Source organism: Spiroplasma endosymbiont of Colias croceus (genome assembly GCF_964020095.1).
Lineage (GTDB): Bacteria > Bacillota_I > Bacilli_A > Mycoplasmatales > VBWQ01 > Spiroplasma_E.
Genome location: NZ_OZ026536.1, coordinates 129,530 through 148,685, shown reverse-complemented (window position 1 = coordinate 148,685; position 19,156 = coordinate 129,530). Strand labels below are relative to the sequence as shown.

Below are 19,156 nucleotides of genomic sequence, written 5' to 3'. Positions count from 1 at the left end.
AAAATGTAGTTATTAATATTCCAAATGAAAAAAAGAATTTTAATTTTATTAATAATATTGTTGCAAATTTATATAAGTTATATATGATTCCAGAAATTAATAAAGTTATAAATACTGATAAAAGTATTAAAGTTGATAGACAATGATATATTCTTGAAGTTGCTAGTAAAACTTATAATAATGAAAATAAAGAATTAGCATATATTCAATGTACTTTTAGTAGTTTAAATGATAAATTAGCAACAAGTGGATTAGCAATTAATCAATATGTACAATTAGGTGCTGTTGGTGAACCAGTTGCAATACCTGCACTTGATTTAAATAACAATATTATATTAGACCAAGACTATTTATCACCTAGACCAGTTACACATGCACAAATAACTTTTTATGGAACGGTAGGTACTATTGCTATTGGATTATGGGGTAGAAATATTAATAAAAATGATAATAAGGAAATTATTATGAATCCAACACATTTAATTTTTCCTTTAAATTATCAGGCATCTACATATGACCCAGTTAGTTTTAGTGCTTTACCAGAAACTAATTATGTTTTAACAGTTGGTGCAAAATCAACAGTTGATACTTATCAACAATGACAAGAAGTAATAGCACCAATGTATGATGATGGTGCAAAAAAGACTTTTGAAGGTCATATATTAACTGATGTTGAAAAAACAACAGCAACTAACAAGATTGATACTGAAACTGGTAAATATATTCCTTATTGAGATAGTAATTTTTTAAATGGAATAAATTTAGACAGTGATAAATTTTATACTATTGGTAATCCTTATTTTGTATATTTTAATAAAAATAATAAAAAATCAAGAGGTCAAGTTAATGGTTATATTATTAATAATTTAAAATTTAAAAATTTAAGAAATTTAAATGCTTTGATGTATTTTATTTATAATTCTTTAAATGAAATATCTTTATCAGACAGAGAAACTACAAAAATACAATTAAATACAATACCAGCATTTGGTAGTTTCTTTAATGTTTTTACTGGTGGAATGAATATAGGATTTAAAAAAGTTTCAAATTTATTAATACCGAGATTTAATATTGTTAATTTTTTTATGAGTGCAGAATTATATAAATTTTATACAAATGTTATTTACTCAAGTGCAAAAGAAAAAAATATTATGCCTTATGATGTTTTTAGAAATGGTACACCTGATGAATTACCAGCAATTTTAGGAACATCAAGTCATATGACAAGTTTTACATTTAATTTGACTAATAACATTAAACTTTCAACTTATGATATTGATAGGACATATTCCGTAATTAAATTTAATTAATTGTCAATAAAATTGTTTTAAAACTATTTAGTGTTATTGAATATAGAAATAAATATTTTTTGAAAAAATAGTTTAAAAAATGAGTTTACATTTTAAACAAAAAATTGTTAATAATATTTTTATATTAACTCGATAAAAATTTAAATTTTAAAAAAATATTTTTAATATTTTTTTTATTTTAATGGTTTTATTTTATTAAAAATTTCACAAAGTAAGTTAAATCTTAAGTACATAAGTCTAAATTTAGATTTTCTACATTTATTTACTAAAATTTTGAATCTTTTCAATCAAGCAAAGACATGTTCAACTTTAATTCTAATTTTAGATACAATCTTATTGTATTTTCTTTCTTGTTTAGTTAATTTTTTATTTTTAGTTCTTTTAATTGGTATTATTGTATTTTTATAAATATTTTGTATACCTTGATATCCTAAATCACCAATAATTATTGTTTTTTCTGAAAATTCAAGATTTGAATTTTTTAATATTTGAAAATCATGCACTTTACCATTATCAGCAAAAATATCAACAATTTTTTTATTAAAAAAATCATATACAATTTGAAATTTTATAGAATACATTCAACTTTTACCAGAAAAATATTCTAACTGTAGTTTTTTTTAGTTGGTCTTTCAATTTCAATCTCAGTTGAATCAATTAAATAAAATTGAAATTCATTTGAATTTTCTTGTTTTTTATCAATTTTTAATTTATATCTTTCTTTTAAAAATTGGTAATCTTTGTGGTTACTAAGTTTATTTTCTACTCAAGTAATATTTCGAAAACAACTTGATGGGCTCATTTTAGATTTAATACTCATTTGAAAAAAAGTATAATATTCTTTTCAGTATAATAAAGTCATCATTAATCTTTCTTCTACTGAAAGTTTATTTTTTCGACCTTTATTTTTTTCTAATTTTTCTATTTCAATTAATTTTTCTAACATTTCATTAAAATGAAAACGTTTTATACCAAAATATCTATAAAATTCTTCATTTTTTAATTTTTTTAAATTTTCAAAAATCATTTTTATCAACACTTTTCTAAATTTATTGTTAATAACAAAATTATAAAATAAATTTTAAAATTATTAATTGACTTTTAAAAAATTTAATTACGGAATATGTCTATAATAATAATATTATTGATACTAAATATATGAATCTAGTTAATATATCACAAAATAATCCGAATAATAATCAACAAATATATTTATTGCCACCAGTAGAAGATTTTGATTTACAATCACCCATTTTTAGTAATGATAATTATAATGGTTTTTATATAGATATGATTGATATTTTAGTTCAAGGAAAATGTAATTTCAAATTAACATTTTATAGCATGCCAAATGATTATGAAGGTGCTGTAAGTGATGATTTTAGTATTTGAGCAGGAACATATCAAACAGTTGGTAAAGCAAGCGGTAATATAAGATTAATTAAAAATAATTTTTTATTAGCAAATAATACTTATAGTTTTAAAAATAAATATAATTATCCAAAAGCAGTTAATCCACCACCACCAACGGAAATACCACATTCAATATTCATAGATTTATCTGGTCAAAAATTAAACAATAATTTTATTTCTCCATTTGTATCAGACATTTCTAAACGTTATCAATACTTTATTTATCCAAATAATATTAATTATCAATCATGAACAAAAGATATTTCCATTGATTTAACTGATTATGATTATCAAAACGTAAAAGATTTTCTGAATGATTATAAAAACTTTGAATTAAATTGAAATATTAGTATATCTGCAATTGAAGGAAATAAAAACAATACATTTAATAGTAGCAATTCATTTATTATTCTTGATTTAAAGGATATACCACAATTTATAGGAGAATATACCCCTTATTTTCATGAAAATAATCCAGAAACTTATTACCACTATAATGATAATCAAGAACACGAAGGAAACAATTGTAAATTTAAAGTAGAAATTCTTTTATCTCCTAGTTTGAAAGAATATTACATAAAAAATGAACTTGATAGTAATAAATATTATTCAGTATTAATTGGAGATACAAATAATGTTAGTTCAGATGACACCAGAGTAACTTTTCTACAAACTTGATTAGTTATGAGTTTTGTAGGTACTAAACTCAACATTACTATAAATTTAATTGGTAGTTTACATATTAATACAGATTATTTAACCAGTGAAATAATTAGTAATATTAACTTTAATAATATACAAATTTCACCTAGAGTGACATAACCATTAGAAAGATGGTGGTAATTATGTTAAATGAAAATGAAATGAAAGAAGGTAATACTATGGAAGAAAAAGAAAAAAATGAAGAACAAGAAGAAACTAAGGAAGAAGAAGTAAAATCAGAAGAAAATACTGAAAAAGAATCTGAATCTGAAGACAAAAAAGAACCAGAAACAGAAGAATCTAAAGAACCAACTTTAGAAGATAAATATAAAGAATTAGAAGAAAAATATAATACTTTATATAAAGAAAAAACTGATAAAGATAGAGAAATTAGACATTCAGAAAGTTATAAAAAATATGATTTATCAGAAGAAAATATTAATTTATTAAAAAGATATCTTGGAGATAAAGAAGATATTGATGAAGAATTATCAAATTTAAATAAAGATTTTCCACATTTATTTGAGGCTTTTAGAGGCTTTTATGTAATCTGTGTATCTTTGTTTTACAAAGTACTAGTTTAGATTAATTCTATCTTTAAATTTTATCATAAAATGAGCAATTGCTGTATTTCAATTTTGAATGGGCATTGTTCATTTTTTTGTTATATTTTCAATTGCTAAATAAAATATTTTAAAAACTGCCATATCATTAGGAAAAACTTTTTTATTTCTGATAACTTTTCGTAATTGACTATTTACAGATTCAATAGCATTTGTTGTATAAATCACTCTTTTGATTTCTGTAGGATAACTAATAAAAACCATTAAATTATCTCAATTTTTATATCAAGATTTAGCAATTTGAGGATATTGTTTATTTCACTTATTTTCAAAGGATTTTAAAGCCTGCATTGCTTGTTCTTCACTACATGCAGTATAAATTGGTTTTAAATCTGTAACTAGAGATTTTCTATGCTTATATGAGACATATTTCAAACTATTTCTAATTTGATGAACTATGCATAATTGATGTTCTGTTTTAAGATAAACTGATTGTATTGCTTCTGACATGCCTGTTAAATTATCACTGCAGGCAATAAGAATATCATTTAAGCCACGATTTTTCATTTCTGTTAAATTTGCTAATCAAAATTTAGCACCTTCATTTTCACTAATTCATAAACCTAAAACATCTTTTTTACCTTCTAAATCAACTCCTAAAGCTATATAAACTGATTTATTAATAATCCTTTTATCTTGTCGTACTTTCACTACTATGCAATCAAAATAAACAATCGGATAGACACTTTCTAATGGTCGATTTTGCCATGCTTTTACATCATCAATAACATCATCAGTAATTTGACTAATAACACTTTCACTAATATCAGCACCATGATATAACTCTTGTAATTGCATTCTAATATCTGATAATGTCATACCTTTTGCATATAAAGAAAGAACTTGTTGATCAAAACCATCAAATCTTCTTTGTCTTTTTGCAACTATTATAGGATTAAAATTACTATTGCGATCTCGTGGTACATCAATCTCAATTTTACCTTGTTGAGTTATTATTTTTTTTGAACTTATACCATTACGAGCATTGTCACTATTACTATGTTGATTCTTTTCATATCCCAAATAATTTTGCATCTCAGAATTCAACATTTTTTCTACTAATCTTTTTGTTAATTCTTTATACAATCCTCCCTCTTTAAAAACTGTTGTTAAATCTTCAGTATTTTCTAATAATAAATCTACTGCTTTTGATATTGGATCATTATTATTAATATTTTGCTTTTTAGCCATCTGTAACTCACTCTTTCTAGTCATTTAATTATATTTACTAGAATTAATTAAACATAGTTTTTTTGTAAGTTACACAGATTACTAAACATTACCATTTTCTATGCTTATATGAGACATATTTCAAACTATTTCTAATTTGATGAACTATGCATAATTGATGTTCTGTTTTAAGATAAACTGATTGTATTGCTTCTGACATGCCTGTTAAATTATCACTGCAGGCAATAAGAATATCATTTAAGCCACGATTTTTCATTTCTGTTAAATTTGCTAATCAAAATTTAGCACCTTCATTTTCACTAATTCATAAACCTAAAACATCTTTTTTACCTTCTAAATCAACTCCTAAAGCTATATAAACTGATTTATTAATAATCCTTTTATCTTGTCGTACTTTCACTACTATGCAATCAAAATAAACAATCGGATAGACACTTTCTAATGGTCGATTTTGCCATGCTTTTACATCATCAATAACATCATCAGTAATTTGACTAATAACACTTTCACTAATATCAGCACCATGATATAACTCTTGTAATTGCATTCTAATATCTGATAATGTCATACCTTTTGCATATAAAGAAAGAACTTGTTGATCAAAACCATCAAATCTTCTTTGTCTTTTTGCAACTATTATAGGATTAAAATTACTATTGCGATCTCGTGGTACATCAATCTCAATTTTACCTTGTTGAGTTATTATTTTTTTTGAACTTATACCATTACGAGCATTGTCACTATTACTATGTTGATTCTTTTCATATCCTAAATAATTTTGCATCTCAGAATTCAACATTTTTTCTACTAATCTTTTTGTTAATTCTTTATACAATCCTCCCTCTTTAAAAACTGTTGTTAAATCTTCAGTATTTTCTAATAATAAATCTACTGCTTTTGATATTGGATCATTATTATTAATATTTTGCTTTTTAGCCATCTGTAACTCACTCTTTCTAGTCATTTAATTATATTTACTAGAATTAATTAAACATAGTTATTTTTGTAAGTTACACAGATTACTAAACATTACCTGTTTTTTTAAAATTATAAAAATTATTTTAGGTTTAATAGGAGTTTTATTATCTTCTGCGGTTGCTGGTTTAATTATATTTATTATAGTAAAAATTGTATTAAAAATAAATCAAATATTTTAGAAAGGTGGTGATTAATATGGATACTACAACAATAATTATAGTTGCTAATTTATGTATTAATGGGGGTTATATATTAGTTAAATTAGGAAAAGCATTTATTGCTTTTGGTCAATCATTAACAGACCCTAATAAAAAAGCACTTAAAAAACAAAATAAAATTAATAAATTACAAACTAAACTAAATTCTATTAATAAACAACAAGAAGTAAAAAGTATTTATTAATATTAAAAAAGAGACTTTTATGTAATCTGTGTATCTTTGTTTTACAAAGTACTAGTTTAGATTAATTCTATCTTCAAATTTTATCATAAAATGAGCAATTGCTGTATTTCAATTTTGAATGGGCATTGTTCATTTTTTTGTTATATTTTCAATTGCTAAATAAAATATTTTAAAAACTGCCATATCATTAGGAAAAACTTTTTTATTTCTGATAACTTTTCGTAATTGACTATTTACAGATTCAATAGCATTTGTTGTATAAATAACTCTTTTGATTTCTGTAGGATAACTAATAAAAACCATTAAATTATCTCAATTTTTATATCAAGATTTAGCAATTTGAGGATATTGTTTATTTCACTTATTTTCAAAGGATTCTAAAGCCTGCATTGCTTGTTCTTCACTACATGCAGTATAAATTGGTTTTAAATCTGCAACTAGAGATTTTCTATGCTTATATGAGACATATTTCAAACTATTTCTAATTTGATGAACTATGCATAATTGATGTTCTGTTTTAAGATAAACTGATTGTATTGCTTCTGACATGCCTGTTAAATTATCACTGCAGGCAATAAGAATATCATTTAAGCCACGATTTTTCATTTCTGTTAAATTTGCTAATCAAAATTTAGCACCTTCATTTTCACTAATTCATAAACCTAAAACATCTTTTTTACCTTCTAAATCAACTCCTAAAGCTATATAAACTGATTTATTAATAATCCTTTTATCTTGTCGTACTTTCACTACTATGCAATCAAAATAAACAATCGGATAGACACTTTCTAATGGTCGATTTTGCCATGCTTTTACATCATCAATAACATCATCAGTAATTTGACTAATAACACTTTCACTAATATCAGCACCATGATATAACTCTTGTAATTGCATTCTAATATCTGATAATGTCATACCTTTTGCATATAAAGAAAGAACTTGTTGATCAAAACCATCAAATCTTCTTTGTCTTTTTGCAACTATTATAGGATTAAAATTACTATTGCGATCTCGTGGTACATCAATCTCAATTTTACCTTGTTGAGTTATTATTTTTTTTGAACTTATACCATTACGAGCATTGTCACTATTACTATGTTGATTCTTTTCATATCCCAAATAATTTTGCATCTCAGAATTCAACATTTTTTCTACTAATCTTTTTGTTAATTCTTTATACAATCCTCCCTCTTTAAAAACTGTTGTTAAATCTTCAGTATTTTCTAATAATAAATCTACTGTTTTTGATATTGGATCATTATTATTAATATTTTGCTTTTTAGCCATCTGTAACTCACTCTTTCTAGAAATTTAATTATATTTATTAGAATTAATTAAACATAGTTATTTTTGTAAGTTACACAGATTACTAAACATTACCTTAAAAAATGCCTATTAAAGGCATTTTTATTTATTTATAAACTCATGTGATTATAATCTCAATTTAATGAAACATTATCGTTATTTAGTGGTACTTCGCTCATATTATCACTACCATATTGACTACTTGTTTCACTATTAATTGTGAATCTATTATCATTAATTAATCTTGTAGTTTCATCAGTAAATACTTCTTGTAATTCTTGATTATGATTATTAGTTTCCATAGGTAATAAATTATGAATAATTTCACTTGCACCAGCAATTATGGTTGGAATAGCACTTGCATTATCAAAACCATTATTAATCCCAATAGCAACACCACTTGAAATTAAACAACCACCAGTTGCCATATTAGCAATTCTTCTTATATTTTCAAATTTATTAGGTATTAATTCAGTAATACCAGCAACCAAACTAGCAATACCATAACTATTTAAACTAATAAATGTATCTCAATCCATTTGTCCCATAAATTCATTATTTTGTCCCATAAAAACTATGTTTTGTCCCAAATCTGGTGGAAATGGGTCAATAGTAGTTGTAGTTATTGGACTTTCAGTTGGGCTTGGATTAATTGAAGAATTAGTAAATTTTGCATAATTAACTAAACCAATTGTTCCTAAACCTAATAATATTTTTTTACTACTATTAATTAATTTAGTTTTAGTATTTGGTTTTTGATTTAAATTTCAAATATCTAAACCTAATTTTTTACCAAATAATAAACTATTAATTGAACCTAATAATGGATTACCTATTACTTGACCATAATACGCACTTGTACCAATCATTGCTGATAATGGACTAATTGAAGAACGTATTAATTTAGTTAAAGTATAATTTGATTGCGTATTTTCGTTTGGCATTATTTATATATCTCCTCATCTAAATTTCTTATCAATTCATCAATCATATTTCCTGATTTTTCATAATTTCCATGATAATTTAATTCATTTCAAATATCTTTTAATTTAGATGATGTTTTTACTAATAATTTATAATAATTTAATTCTAATTTTTCTATGCTTGGCATTTTTTATTCTCCTTTTATAAATTTAAATTGCATATTTCCAATAGTATCTCTATTATTACCACAAATAATTAAATAACCAGTTTGATTATTTTCTAATATTCATGAATAATAAATATATTGTGGATATAATTTTGGATATAAATTTAATGCTAATAAATAACATAAAGCATCTTCTTTATTTTTTAATAGTCCAACTGTTGGACATTTTATTTCTTTTGGGCTTTTTTCATTGGACATATTCCGTAATTAAATTTAATTAATTGTCAATAAAATTGTTTTAAAACTATTTAGTGTTATTGAATATAGAAATAAATATTTTTTGAAAAAATAGTTTAAAAAATGAGTTTACATTTTAAACAAAAAATTGTTAATAATATTTTTATATTAACTCGATAAAAATTTAAATTTTAAAAAAATATTTTTAATATTTTTTTTATTTTAATGGTTTTATTTTATTAAAAATTTCACAAAGTAAGTTAAATCTTAAGTACATAAGTCTAAATTTAGATTTTCTACATTTATTTACTAAAATTTTGAATCTTTTCAATCAAGCAAAGACATGTTCAACTTTAATTCTAATTTTAGATACAATCTTATTGTATTTTCTTTTTTGTTTAGTTAATTTTTTATTTTTAGTTCTTTTAATTGGTATTATTGTATTTTTATAAATATTTTGTATACCTTGATATCCTAAATCACCAATAATTATTGTTTTTTCTGAAAATTCAAGATTTGAATTTTTTAATATTTGAAAATCATGCACTTTACCATTATCAGCAAAAATATCAACAATTTTTTTATTAAAAAAATCATATACAATTTGAAATTTTATAGAATACATTCAACTTTTACCAGAAAAATATTCTAACTGTAGTTTTTTTAGTTGGTCTTTCAATTTCAATCTCAGTTGAATCAATTAAATAAAATTGAAATTCATTTGAATTTTCTTGTTTTTTATCAATTTTTAATTTATATCTTTCTTTTAAAAATTGGTAATCTTTGTGGTTACTAAGTTTATTTTCTACTCAAGTAATATTTCGAAAACAACTTGATGGGCTCATTTTAGATTTAATACTCATTTGAAAAAAAGTATAATATTCTTTTCAGTATAATAAAGTCATCATTAATCTTTCTTCTACTGAAAGTTTATTTTTTCGACCTTTATTTTTTTCTAATTTTTCTATTTCAATTAATTTTTCTAACATTTCATTAAAATGAAAACGTTTTATACCAAAATATCTATAAAATTCTTCATTTTTTAATTTTTTTAAATTTTCAAAAATCATTTTTATCAACACTTTTCTAAATTTATTGTTAATAACAAAATTATAAAATAAATTTTAAAATTATTAATTGACTTTTAAAAAATTTAATTACGGAATATGTCTATTATAAAATCATTCAGTTCTAATATTTCTCATTATTTCACTTCCTTTTATGAACTCATCAGCACCGTAGTAAACGGTGGACTAGGTAGACCTGTTTCTTTATAAGTGTCCAACGGTACGTATATATTAAATATATAACTTATTATTCTAGAATTCCGTTCTCGCGACATAATTTCACACTTACCTAGTTTCGTTCTGTATAGATATAAAATTGTAATTAGGACTTACATTGACATATTAAATAAAATAAAAAAAGGAACGGGTAAAGAGTATATGGGTATATGTCAAATGCCTAAATATTAATTATTTTCTTTAATTTCAATTATTTCTTTTTGATTTTTATTATCATTATTTTTAAATGTTTCTTCTTTTTCATCAAAATACAATTTAGTGTTTGCTTCTATTCACTTCTCAAAAGAATTTAATTTTAATTTATTCATTATTATCAACTCAACTTTCATTTAATCATAAAAATATTTCATGTAAAACTAATATTGAATCTGCTTTATCTTTATACTTAAACATTAAATCTGTTATATATTTACGTAATACACTTTTATTAACTCTATTTTCTTTTTTCATTATCTAATACCCTTTCTATGTTCTCTTACATGTTCAATATTTTCTTCATCACCAATCATTATTTCTCCACAAAAAACACATTTATACTTTGTTCAATATCCCATTATTTACTTTCCTCTTTTCATTTCATTTCAAATTCAATTTTAAATTTACCAAATAAAATAAATGTTAATAAATTATAAGGAATAGAGATTAAAGATAATAATAAAAATAATGGTAAAATTAATATTCTTAATAAGATATAAAATAATTTCATTATTTATTCTTCCTTTTCTATAAATTCAAGTACTTTATAATAAGCAGTAAGTTTGCCGGCTTCTTTTAAAGAATCACATAAGCAAATACTAATTTGTTTATTTAATCAATTAATTAATTTTTCTTTATTCATTGGACATATTCCGTAATTAAATTTAATTAATTGTCAATAAAATTGTTTTAAAACTATTTAGTGTTATTGAATATAGAAATAAATATTTTTTGAAAAAATAGTTTAAAAAATGAGTTTACATTTTAAACAAAAAATTGTTAATAATATTTTTATATTAATTCGATAAAAATTTAATGGTTTTATTTTATTAAAAATTTCACAAAGTAAGTTAAATCTTAAGTACATAAGTCTAAATTTAGATTTTCTACATTTATTTACTAAAATTTTGAATCTTTTCAATCAAGCAAAGACATGTTCAACTTTAATTCTAATTTTAGATACAATCTTATTGTATTTTCTTTCTTGTTTAGTTAATTTTTTATTTTTAGTTCTTTTAATTGGTATTATTGTATTTTTATAAATATTTTGTATACCTTGATATCCTAAATCACCAATAATTATTGTTTTTTCTGAAAATTCAAGATTTGAATTTTTTAATATTTGAAAATCATGCACTTTACCATTATCAGCAAAAATATCAACAATTTTTTTATTAAAAAAATCATATACAATTTGAAATTTTATAGAATACATTCAACTTTTACCAGAAAAATATTCTAACTGTAGTTTTTTTTAGTTGGTCTTTCAATTTCAATCTCAGTTGAATCAATTAAATAAAATTGAAATTCATTTGAATTTTCTTGTTTTTTATCAATTTTTAATTTATATCTTTCTTTTAAAAATTGGTAATCTTTGTGGTTACTAAGTTTATTTTCTACTCAAGTAATATTTCGAAAACAACTTGATGGGCTCATTTTAGATTTAATACTCATTTGAAAAAAAGTATAATATTCTTTTCAGTATAATAAAGTCATCATTAATCTTTCTTCTACTGAAAGTTTATTTTTTCGACCTTTATTTTTTTCTAATTTTTCTATTTCAATTAATTTTTCTAACATTTCATTAAAATGAAAACGTTTTATACCAAAATATCTATAAAATTCTTCATTTTTTAATTTTTTTAAATTTTCAAAAATCATTTTTATCAACACTTTTCTAAATTTATTGTTAATAACAAAATTATAAAATAAATTTTAAAATTATTAATTGACTTTTAAAAAATTTAATTACGGAATATGTCTATTATTTTAACTCCTTATTAAACTTCAAAATTTTCTATAATTTCTTCTTCTTTTTCTAATTCTTTTAATTTAGATAAAGTAGAATTTAAATCAGTATTATCAGTTGAATTAGTAATAGTATCAATAGTATCTTGATATTCTTTCATTTTAGGATTTGAATCAATAATTTTAACTTCATCACCATTATTATCTTTATATGCAATAGTTTGTTCATCAATTACTACACCTTGGTCTAATTGAAGTGCTAAATTAATATCATCTTGATTATTTAATACAATAATTGGTGTTTTATTAATTTCACGAATAAGTGCTTTTACAACAGTTTTTAAAGCCATTTGGTCAAAAGCAGAAGTTCATATAGGATTTAATTTTCATTCTTGATTTTTTTTATTATAAGTTTTTCCATATTTATCTCTATGTTGATTTATTTCTTCAACTGTCATTCCTTTATAAAAATTATTAATTTTACCATTTTTATCTAAAAGTGAAATATAACAATAATAACCAATTGTATTAATAGTTTTTCTTTCAAAAATTAATGCTGGATTAATTTCTCATTTATTATTTTCTTGATTAAATTTATGTGCTGTTGTTATTTTTTCTCTTTGAAAATCAATTACTAATCCAGTTCTTTGTAATAATGTTAATCAACCATCTTCTTGAATTTGAACTTGTAATTCATCACCATAAGGTATTAATGCTAATTCTTTTTTAATAGGATTAATTGAAAGATTTAATTTATATAAATTAATTAAGGCATTAATTAAACTTTGTGTATTCATATTTTTTAAATCTTTACTAGAATTTATAATCATTTCATAATAATTTCTAAATTTTACATATTCTTCTTTATTACTTTTAATAAAATTAGGAATTTTTAATTCATTTTTATTATTACTCATTATTTTCTTCTCCTTTTTTATTTAATAATTCTAAAATTTCATCTAATTTTTTATTAATTTTGCCTATATGTTTTAATAAAATTAAAATTGATTTATCCATAAGTTATCTCCTATCATTTTTTAACTTTTTTAAATCTATTATCTAAATGTACTTCAATATTTTTACTAGGATTAACTATTAAATGACTATTAATCTCAATTCAATTATTTAGATTACTATCTAATTTTTTAGGTAATTTATCAAATTCAATTGAATTACAAGAATAAATGTTTATTTCTTTAATTGATTTCTCATTAATCATTTTTATTTCTTCTTAATCATTCTTTAATATTATTTTTTAAAATATTTAATTCTTTAATTTGACCTCTTAAAACATCTAATTCTCATACATTTATTTGACTTAAATTAATTTCTTCAATTTTATATTCTAAAAATTCAATTCTAGCATTAATACTTTTCGTTAATAATTCATTAAAATTACATTTTTTATTTTTACAATATTCTAGTTTATATTCCATTTTGATTTTCTCCTTTAAAATATTTTGTTTTTGCATTAAATCATTCTTCTTTTAATTCTTTTGTTATTTTTATTTCTATTTCTTCTTGATTATTTTTATTCGTTAAATATACATAACCTCTATTAGGTAATGAAAATGGGGTCATACCATTAGCAAGCAGTAAACAATAATAAGCAGTTAATTGTAATTTAATTCTTTTTAATTTATCTTCATCAATACAAGCATATGTTTTATAATCAACTAAATAATATTTATTTTCTTTTTTATCTACATAAACTAAATCTGGTGTTCCAGCAACTAAGGTATCAGCAATAGGTTTTTCTATAATAAATTCATAATTATTTTTATCTTTAAATTTTTCTTTTAAAAACATAAGTGATTTTTTACAATAAGAATAATTTATTGAATTAGTTACTGGTTTTAATTTTTTTAATAAATTATTAATAATATTTTCTTTATTAATATTTTGTAAATATAATTCATTAATTTTATGAACTCATTTACCACGAACTGAAGCATTTTAATATTTCTGGTGATATATGACTATAACCAAAACCTAAATAATTATCAATAATTCTAGAAACTGAAATTAATTCTTTATCTTCTAAAAAATATTGATGTGTTTCTTTTTTAAATATTAATTTAGGCATATTCATCACATTTTGCTTCTAAAAAAGCATATCATCCTTCAATAATTTTTAATGCATAATCAATATCTTTTTTTTCTTTAATAATATGTTCTAATAATTTTAACATTCCATAATTTATTAAATCATCTGAGATATTTTTTTCTTTACATTCTTTATATCTATCTCTATAAAAACTATTAACAAATTTAAAACCATCATATTCTTTACCATTAATTTTCATATTTATAACTTTCCTTTCTACCTATTAATATTCAAAAACATTTATTACATAATCTATTACCAAAAGAAGATTGTTTTCTACATTTATCACAAGAACCAACCATTCTATATTCTCTATATTCCATAAATATTTTTCCTTTCATTAATTAAGTTTTTTATTTAATTCCTTATTATTTAAATTTATGTCTAATTCCATTACTAATATTTCATATTTTTCAATATAAGCCTCTTTGATTAAATGATGTTTATAATTTCTATGAAAGTTATTAGCATTTTCAATTGTAGAAAATAATTTATATTTTATTTGACCAGTATAATTAACTTCATATTTTAATAAGTAAGCATATTTCATTTTTATTTTTCTCCTTTATTTTTTTTATTGTGTTATGATATTGTTAATGAGGTATGTATTTATATATAAACCCCCTATTTTTTTAAATAATACAAATGTAATTATTAATTAGATTAATGGGGTATTTACTGAGCCATCATAAGGCTATTCAAATTAATCTATAATTACATTAAGCGATATACTGTTACTTTCTAATTTGCTTAACATTAGAATCCTTTTATACTGATAGAAGAATAGGTCTATAACCAACAGTAATTTATTTTTCTTCCGACAGGGTATTAAGTTTTAATCTTTTAACAAAAAAAGAACGATAGTTATATCGTTCTTTGTTATTTTATGAAACTAGGAGTTAAAGTGATGCGCCCAATATTTCTTATATTAACTTAGAAATATAAATTATTTATTAAAATATCCATTAGGATATTTACCGTTTCATACTATATCTGTACTGTAATATCAATTTTGAAAAGATATATCAAATTTTCTTCTTAATGGTTCATCTGCAAAATATAACTCAAATTTATAATCTTTTTTAAGGTATTATTTGGATTAGTTGTTCAAATAGTTTGAACACCTCATTCAACTTGTTTATGTGGAGTTAAATATTATTTAACTCCACTAACATTATGGGTAAGCACCCCCCATGATTAATCCTATTGTTCCAGTTGTAGCACCAGTTAGTGCTAATCCTAATGTTATTTTACTTAAATTTGTTTTTATTCATGTTTTCATATTAAATTACTCCTTTTTTCTTTTATTTTACTTTAAAATTGTACTATTTTTGATTATTTTTACAAGTATGCTTTTAAATGAAAAATAACGCCTAAATGCAAGGCGTTTATTTTGTGAGACCAATAATATTAATGATATTCAACTTGTTTATTATATAGCAAATGTGAAGATGCTTTTTTTTCACACTAGCATTATTTTTACCCCTAATTACATTTTTATATGGATACAGTGCATAAAACAGAGCATCATAAGGGTCTTGGTACATATTCTTATCAGGAATGTTAGTTTTTGTTTCATCATAACGTAATTCTTCTAAACATTGAGTAGTTTTTGGTAAATCATCTTTATTTGCATAAAAGTTTCCATAACTCATAATATTTCTCATTCAAACTACTCTATTAGTTAATCCTGCTTCTTGATTTAAATTTGAAGCATGTTTAATAGCAGTTTGTGTTATTAAAATAGTATTATGTTCATCAATTAATTTTTGATTTAATCAATCAATTGCTGTTCTAGCTTTATCATCATAAAAATAAATTGCTTGGTCAAAATTTTCAAAATTATCCATTAATCCTAAAATTTCATTAACATAAGCATTAATTTTTTCATTTTCATTAATAAAATCATTTGGAGTAACTATTAATTCACAAATAACATAAGGGTCATAATATCCACTATTATTATATTCTTTAAACCCAACTACCATAAATACAGTATGGTCTTTTGGTCCCGTAGCTCAATCAATACCAACACTATAAAAATCAAATTTATACATATCTTTTTCTTGATTATAAAATTGTTTTAAATCATATGATTGTCAATATTTTACTGTTTTTTGAAATGGGAAAATTGTTGCATCACTATCTAAAAATTCAAAACCATAATAAATAGTATTATATTCATCTTCATTACTTTTTTTCATTTCTAATAATTTTCTTTGTTGGATATCCGGTAACTTATCTCAAAATGGTTTAATAGTAAATCTTAAAACAAATAAACCTAAACCACTAAACATGTCTTTATTTTCATAATAAACTTTGCCAATTTTTTTAAGATTTTTCATTACTTCATTATTTAATGGTAAAAATGGCGTACAGTATTTTAAATAAAATGGATGATATTTATCATAAGGATTGCATGTAAAAGTCATAAAAAAGTTTTTATAAAAATAACGAGTAATCTTTTTTCCAAAAGTAGGGCTATATATATTTTTATCAATAAAAGTTCAATTTCATTCTTTAATTGGTTCATTTGACACTTTAATTCTGTTACTTCTAAACATAGATATTTCTAATCGCTCATAGCGATATGTTAATTCTTTATCAGTAAGTGTTTCTTTTTCTTCTGCCATGATTATTTCATCTGTTCTTGAACCTAAAAAATTTGAACCACCTGCTTCTTTTCCAAAAATCTTATTACCATTAGCATAACCAATAAAGTCAATTTGTTGATTATTAGGAAAAATAATACAACCACCATCCTTAGTTATTTTTCATTTAATACCATGTGGATTATTAGGTAATAAATTAATATGATATGTATCTAATAAAACTTGACAAACATTCATTAAAGCACCAATTGTAGTTTCACTATGAGTATTTTCATATCTTCTTACTTCTTGGACACTACTATCACTAAAATTACAACATATAAATAAATCAAATGCTAAGCAGTTTCAAGTTTTTCTTGTTCCACGTGCTGTTGGTATAAAACGATAAAAACAATTAGTAGTAAAATATTCTGCTCATTCATCACCAACAAATGCTTTAAAAATATCTCAATTAAAACCATAATTATTATCACTAAAATTAAGATTATATTTTTTATTCAGTTGTGCATAACTACTAATAAAAGCCATATTTTACTCCCTAATTTTTATAAACAATACAATTAAATTATTAACAAACAAAATTTAGAAAGGAACATTAAAAATGTTTATATTACCATTTCCTAATCTTTTTGATTGAGACAAACATGATTTTAATCAAGATGAATTAAGTTTAAAACAAACAGAAGAATTATTTGCAAAAATAGATGATTATTTATGAAGTATATGTGATAAATCTGAATATAAATCATATAGATTTAGAAAAAGAAGATTAAAAGCAAAAAAAGGTTTATTAAATTATAAACGACGTATTTGTACACATTATAACCCAAAAACACAAAAAAAGGAATTTGTTTCATTGTTAGATAATTATCTTGGTGTTAAAAAATATAGTAAACTTGCACCAAATGTTATTAAACAAATTTTAAAATATTTTGCTGATGGTAAAAAGTATCGTGATGTTTGTGATACTTTTATTGAAGATTTAATAAGTACTAGTACAGTTTGTAGAACATATAAAAAATTTGAATTACCAAAATCTAATATTCCAAAAATACCATTACAACCAAATCAAAATTTATACTTAAATATTGATGATGGACATAGAAAATTTAAGTTTAATGAAAGACACAATACTAAAAATTGTAAAAAATGTTCTATGAGATTATTAGTATTTTGTACTGGTAAAAAGAAAAATGGAAAATTAATTAATAAAAGAGCTGTATGTAAAATAAGAATATCAAAAACAGAAATTGGTGCAGAAAAAACAGCAAAATTAATTCAAACATATGGTAATTTATTTTTTGAAAATTTTGACCAAGCAAATTTAATAGTTTGTGGCGATAGTGCAAAATGAATTAGAAAAACTGCTACAATTTTAAATGCTAAATTTATTTTAGATAAATTTCATGCTTTTCATGTTTTATTTCTTGGAATAATGGCTGGAAGAAGAAAAAATAAAATAGCTAAATTACACTATGAAAATGCCATAAATTTATTTGCCAAAGGTCAATATTATGAATTAATTGATTTTTTACAATCACTAACTTTACAATATAAAAAATTAAAAGTTGGTTATTTTATTAATGCAAAAGATGGTGTATTAAACCAAGCATTAGTTGAAAATATTGGTTGCTTTACTGAAACTAATATTAAACAAATTTTAAAGCATATGATTGGTGATAAAACATATAACATTGATATGTATACAAAAATGGTTAATTTTAAATGCTATCAAATAAATACTGCCATCCAGTTATTATAAATTAAAATTAAAGATTTTAAAAAACCAAAAATAAAATAAAACTTATTAAAGTTTACTTTAATAAGAATTTTTGAGTTATAAAAATAAGTATTATTGTTGACTAATATTTTTCAAGTGTTAAGATTAACATACAATTGCATATTGAAGTCAAAATTATTCTCGTCTAACTTTAT

28 protein-coding genes and 1 pseudogene are annotated in these 19,156 nt (G+C 22.0%); 5 read left to right on the top strand and 24 right to left on the bottom strand.

Going from position 1 to position 19,156, the window contains the following annotated elements; translation table 4 throughout:
* The first annotated feature begins 83 nt into the window (after positions 1-83).
* On the top strand, positions 84-1,310 hold the full coding sequence (locus tag AACL24_RS00870; protein ID WP_339048066.1) for a hypothetical protein: 1,227 nt from the start codon (positions 84-86) through the stop codon (positions 1,308-1,310).
* A gap of 173 nt (positions 1,311-1,483) precedes the next feature.
* Here the strand turns inward: AACL24_RS00870 and AACL24_RS00865 are convergent, their stop codons facing one another.
* Both AACL24_RS00865 and AACL24_RS00860 read right to left on the bottom strand, forming a co-directional pair.
* Positions 1,484-1,891, bottom strand: a complete 408-nt coding sequence (locus tag AACL24_RS00865) for a transposase family protein (protein ID WP_339045908.1) — start codon at positions 1,889-1,891, stop codon at positions 1,484-1,486.
* Between the two features lie 23 nt (positions 1,892-1,914).
* Positions 1,915-2,337: a transposase family protein gene (locus AACL24_RS00860; protein ID WP_339045912.1), complete on the bottom strand. Its 423-nt coding sequence runs from the start codon at positions 2,335-2,337 to the stop codon at positions 1,915-1,917.
* A 131-nt stretch (positions 2,338-2,468) separates the two neighbouring features.
* Between AACL24_RS00860 and AACL24_RS00855 the strand changes: the two genes are divergently transcribed.
* Together AACL24_RS00855 and AACL24_RS00850 are read left to right on the top strand one after the other, a co-directional pair.
* Positions 2,469-3,545, top strand: a complete 1,077-nt coding sequence (locus AACL24_RS00855; protein WP_339048064.1) for a hypothetical protein — start codon at positions 2,469-2,471, stop codon at positions 3,543-3,545.
* A gap of 23 nt (positions 3,546-3,568) precedes the next feature.
* Positions 3,569-4,009, top strand: a complete 441-nt coding sequence (locus tag AACL24_RS00850) for a hypothetical protein (RefSeq protein ID WP_339048062.1) — start codon at positions 3,569-3,571, stop codon at positions 4,007-4,009.
* Here the strand turns inward: AACL24_RS00850 and AACL24_RS00845 are convergent.
* Positions 4,001-5,239, bottom strand: coding sequence for an IS256 family transposase (locus AACL24_RS00845; protein ID WP_339049353.1), 1,239 nt, complete (start codon positions 5,237-5,239; stop codon positions 4,001-4,003). The genes AACL24_RS00850 and AACL24_RS00845 overlap by 9 nt on opposite strands.
* 94 nt (positions 5,240-5,333) lie before the next feature.
* A pseudogene (locus AACL24_RS00840) lies at positions 5,334-6,179 on the bottom strand (IS256 family transposase); the annotation flags it as partial.
* A 233-nt stretch (positions 6,180-6,412) separates the two neighbouring features.
* Between AACL24_RS00840 and AACL24_RS00835 the strand changes: the two are divergent.
* Positions 6,413-6,619, top strand: a complete 207-nt coding sequence (locus AACL24_RS00835; protein WP_339048058.1) for a hypothetical protein — start codon at positions 6,413-6,415, stop codon at positions 6,617-6,619.
* 51 nt (positions 6,620-6,670) lie between these two features.
* Here AACL24_RS00835 and AACL24_RS00830 read toward each other — a convergent pair whose 3' ends face one another.
* The 20 genes from AACL24_RS00830 to AACL24_RS00735 all read right to left on the bottom strand — a co-directional run bounded on the left by AACL24_RS00830 (position 6,671) and on the right by AACL24_RS00735 (position 17,749).
* Positions 6,671-7,909: an IS256 family transposase gene (locus AACL24_RS00830; RefSeq protein WP_339048057.1), complete on the bottom strand. Its 1,239-nt coding sequence runs from the start codon at positions 7,907-7,909 to the stop codon at positions 6,671-6,673.
* A gap of 128 nt (positions 7,910-8,037) precedes the next feature.
* Complete coding sequence (locus AACL24_RS00825; RefSeq protein ID WP_339048055.1) at positions 8,038-8,871, bottom strand: hypothetical protein; 834 nt, start codon at positions 8,869-8,871, stop codon at positions 8,038-8,040.
* Entirely contained in the window at positions 8,871-9,038 is a 168-nt protein-coding gene (locus AACL24_RS00820) for a hypothetical protein (RefSeq protein ID WP_339048053.1), read from the bottom strand. Before AACL24_RS00820 ends, AACL24_RS00825 begins: the two co-directional genes overlap by 1 nt.
* 3 nt (positions 9,039-9,041) lie before the next feature.
* On the bottom strand, positions 9,042-9,275 hold the full coding sequence (locus AACL24_RS00815; RefSeq protein WP_339048051.1) for a hypothetical protein: 234 nt from the start codon (positions 9,273-9,275) through the stop codon (positions 9,042-9,044).
* A 196-nt stretch (positions 9,276-9,471) separates the two neighbouring features.
* Positions 9,472-9,879, bottom strand: coding sequence for a transposase family protein (locus AACL24_RS00810; RefSeq protein WP_339048049.1), 408 nt, complete (start codon positions 9,877-9,879; stop codon positions 9,472-9,474).
* 7 nt (positions 9,880-9,886) lie between these two features.
* The gene (locus AACL24_RS00805; RefSeq protein ID WP_339046404.1) at positions 9,887-10,324 is read right to left on the bottom strand and encodes a transposase family protein; all 438 of its coding nucleotides are present in this window, start codon (positions 10,322-10,324) and stop codon (positions 9,887-9,889) included.
* Between the two features lie 401 nt (positions 10,325-10,725).
* Positions 10,726-10,866 (bottom strand): hypothetical protein, encoded by a 141-nt coding sequence (locus tag AACL24_RS00800; RefSeq protein WP_339048047.1) that lies wholly within the window; start codon positions 10,864-10,866, stop codon positions 10,726-10,728.
* Positions 10,859-11,008, bottom strand: a complete 150-nt coding sequence (locus AACL24_RS00795) for a hypothetical protein (protein ID WP_338987125.1) — start codon at positions 11,006-11,008, stop codon at positions 10,859-10,861. The genes AACL24_RS00800 and AACL24_RS00795 overlap by 8 nt, the downstream gene beginning before the upstream one ends.
* 259 nt (positions 11,009-11,267) lie before the next feature.
* A complete protein-coding gene (locus AACL24_RS00790) occupies positions 11,268-11,396 on the bottom strand; it encodes a hypothetical protein (protein ID WP_339048045.1) in 129 nt (42 codons plus the stop codon).
* Between the two features lie 102 nt (positions 11,397-11,498).
* On the bottom strand, positions 11,499-11,969 hold the full coding sequence (locus tag AACL24_RS00785) for a transposase family protein (protein WP_339048043.1): 471 nt from the start codon (positions 11,967-11,969) through the stop codon (positions 11,499-11,501).
* A 23-nt stretch (positions 11,970-11,992) separates the two neighbouring features.
* A complete protein-coding gene (locus tag AACL24_RS00780) occupies positions 11,993-12,415 on the bottom strand; it encodes a transposase family protein (protein ID WP_339045912.1) in 423 nt (140 codons plus the stop codon).
* 119 nt (positions 12,416-12,534) lie between these two features.
* Positions 12,535-13,419: a RecT family recombinase gene (locus tag AACL24_RS00775; RefSeq protein ID WP_339048042.1), complete on the bottom strand. Its 885-nt coding sequence runs from the start codon at positions 13,417-13,419 to the stop codon at positions 12,535-12,537.
* 110 nt (positions 13,420-13,529) lie between these two features.
* Positions 13,530-13,721 (bottom strand): hypothetical protein, encoded by a 192-nt coding sequence (locus tag AACL24_RS00770; protein WP_339048040.1) that lies wholly within the window; start codon positions 13,719-13,721, stop codon positions 13,530-13,532.
* The gene (locus AACL24_RS00765; protein ID WP_339048038.1) at positions 13,714-13,938 is read right to left on the bottom strand and encodes a hypothetical protein; all 225 of its coding nucleotides are present in this window, start codon (positions 13,936-13,938) and stop codon (positions 13,714-13,716) included. The genes AACL24_RS00770 and AACL24_RS00765 overlap by 8 nt, the downstream gene beginning before the upstream one ends.
* A complete protein-coding gene (locus AACL24_RS00760) occupies positions 13,928-14,311 on the bottom strand; it encodes a PD-(D/E)XK nuclease family protein (RefSeq protein ID WP_339048036.1) in 384 nt (127 codons plus the stop codon). The genes AACL24_RS00765 and AACL24_RS00760 overlap by 11 nt, the downstream gene beginning before the upstream one ends.
* A gap of 127 nt (positions 14,312-14,438) precedes the next feature.
* The gene (locus AACL24_RS00755; RefSeq protein ID WP_339048034.1) at positions 14,439-14,588 is read right to left on the bottom strand and encodes a hypothetical protein; all 150 of its coding nucleotides are present in this window, start codon (positions 14,586-14,588) and stop codon (positions 14,439-14,441) included.
* The gene (locus AACL24_RS00750; protein ID WP_339048032.1) at positions 14,581-14,808 is read right to left on the bottom strand and encodes a hypothetical protein; all 228 of its coding nucleotides are present in this window, start codon (positions 14,806-14,808) and stop codon (positions 14,581-14,583) included. Before AACL24_RS00750 ends, AACL24_RS00755 begins: the two co-directional genes overlap by 8 nt.
* Positions 14,798-14,932, bottom strand: a complete 135-nt coding sequence (locus AACL24_RS00745; RefSeq protein ID WP_339048030.1) for a hypothetical protein — start codon at positions 14,930-14,932, stop codon at positions 14,798-14,800. The genes AACL24_RS00750 and AACL24_RS00745 overlap by 11 nt, the downstream gene beginning before the upstream one ends.
* A 17-nt stretch (positions 14,933-14,949) precedes the next feature.
* Entirely contained in the window at positions 14,950-15,159 is a 210-nt protein-coding gene (locus AACL24_RS00740) for a hypothetical protein (RefSeq protein WP_339048028.1), read from the bottom strand.
* An 838-nt stretch (positions 15,160-15,997) separates the two neighbouring features.
* On the bottom strand, positions 15,998-17,749 hold the full coding sequence (locus AACL24_RS00735; RefSeq protein ID WP_339048026.1) for a hypothetical protein: 1,752 nt from the start codon (positions 17,747-17,749) through the stop codon (positions 15,998-16,000).
* Between the two features lie 73 nt (positions 17,750-17,822).
* Here AACL24_RS00735 and AACL24_RS00730 point away from each other — a divergent pair, with 73 nt between their 5' ends.
* Positions 17,823-18,983: an Mbov_0401 family ICE element transposase-like protein gene (locus AACL24_RS00730; RefSeq protein ID WP_339048024.1), complete on the top strand. Its 1,161-nt coding sequence runs from the start codon at positions 17,823-17,825 to the stop codon at positions 18,981-18,983.
* Positions 18,984-19,156: the final 173 nt, after the last annotated feature.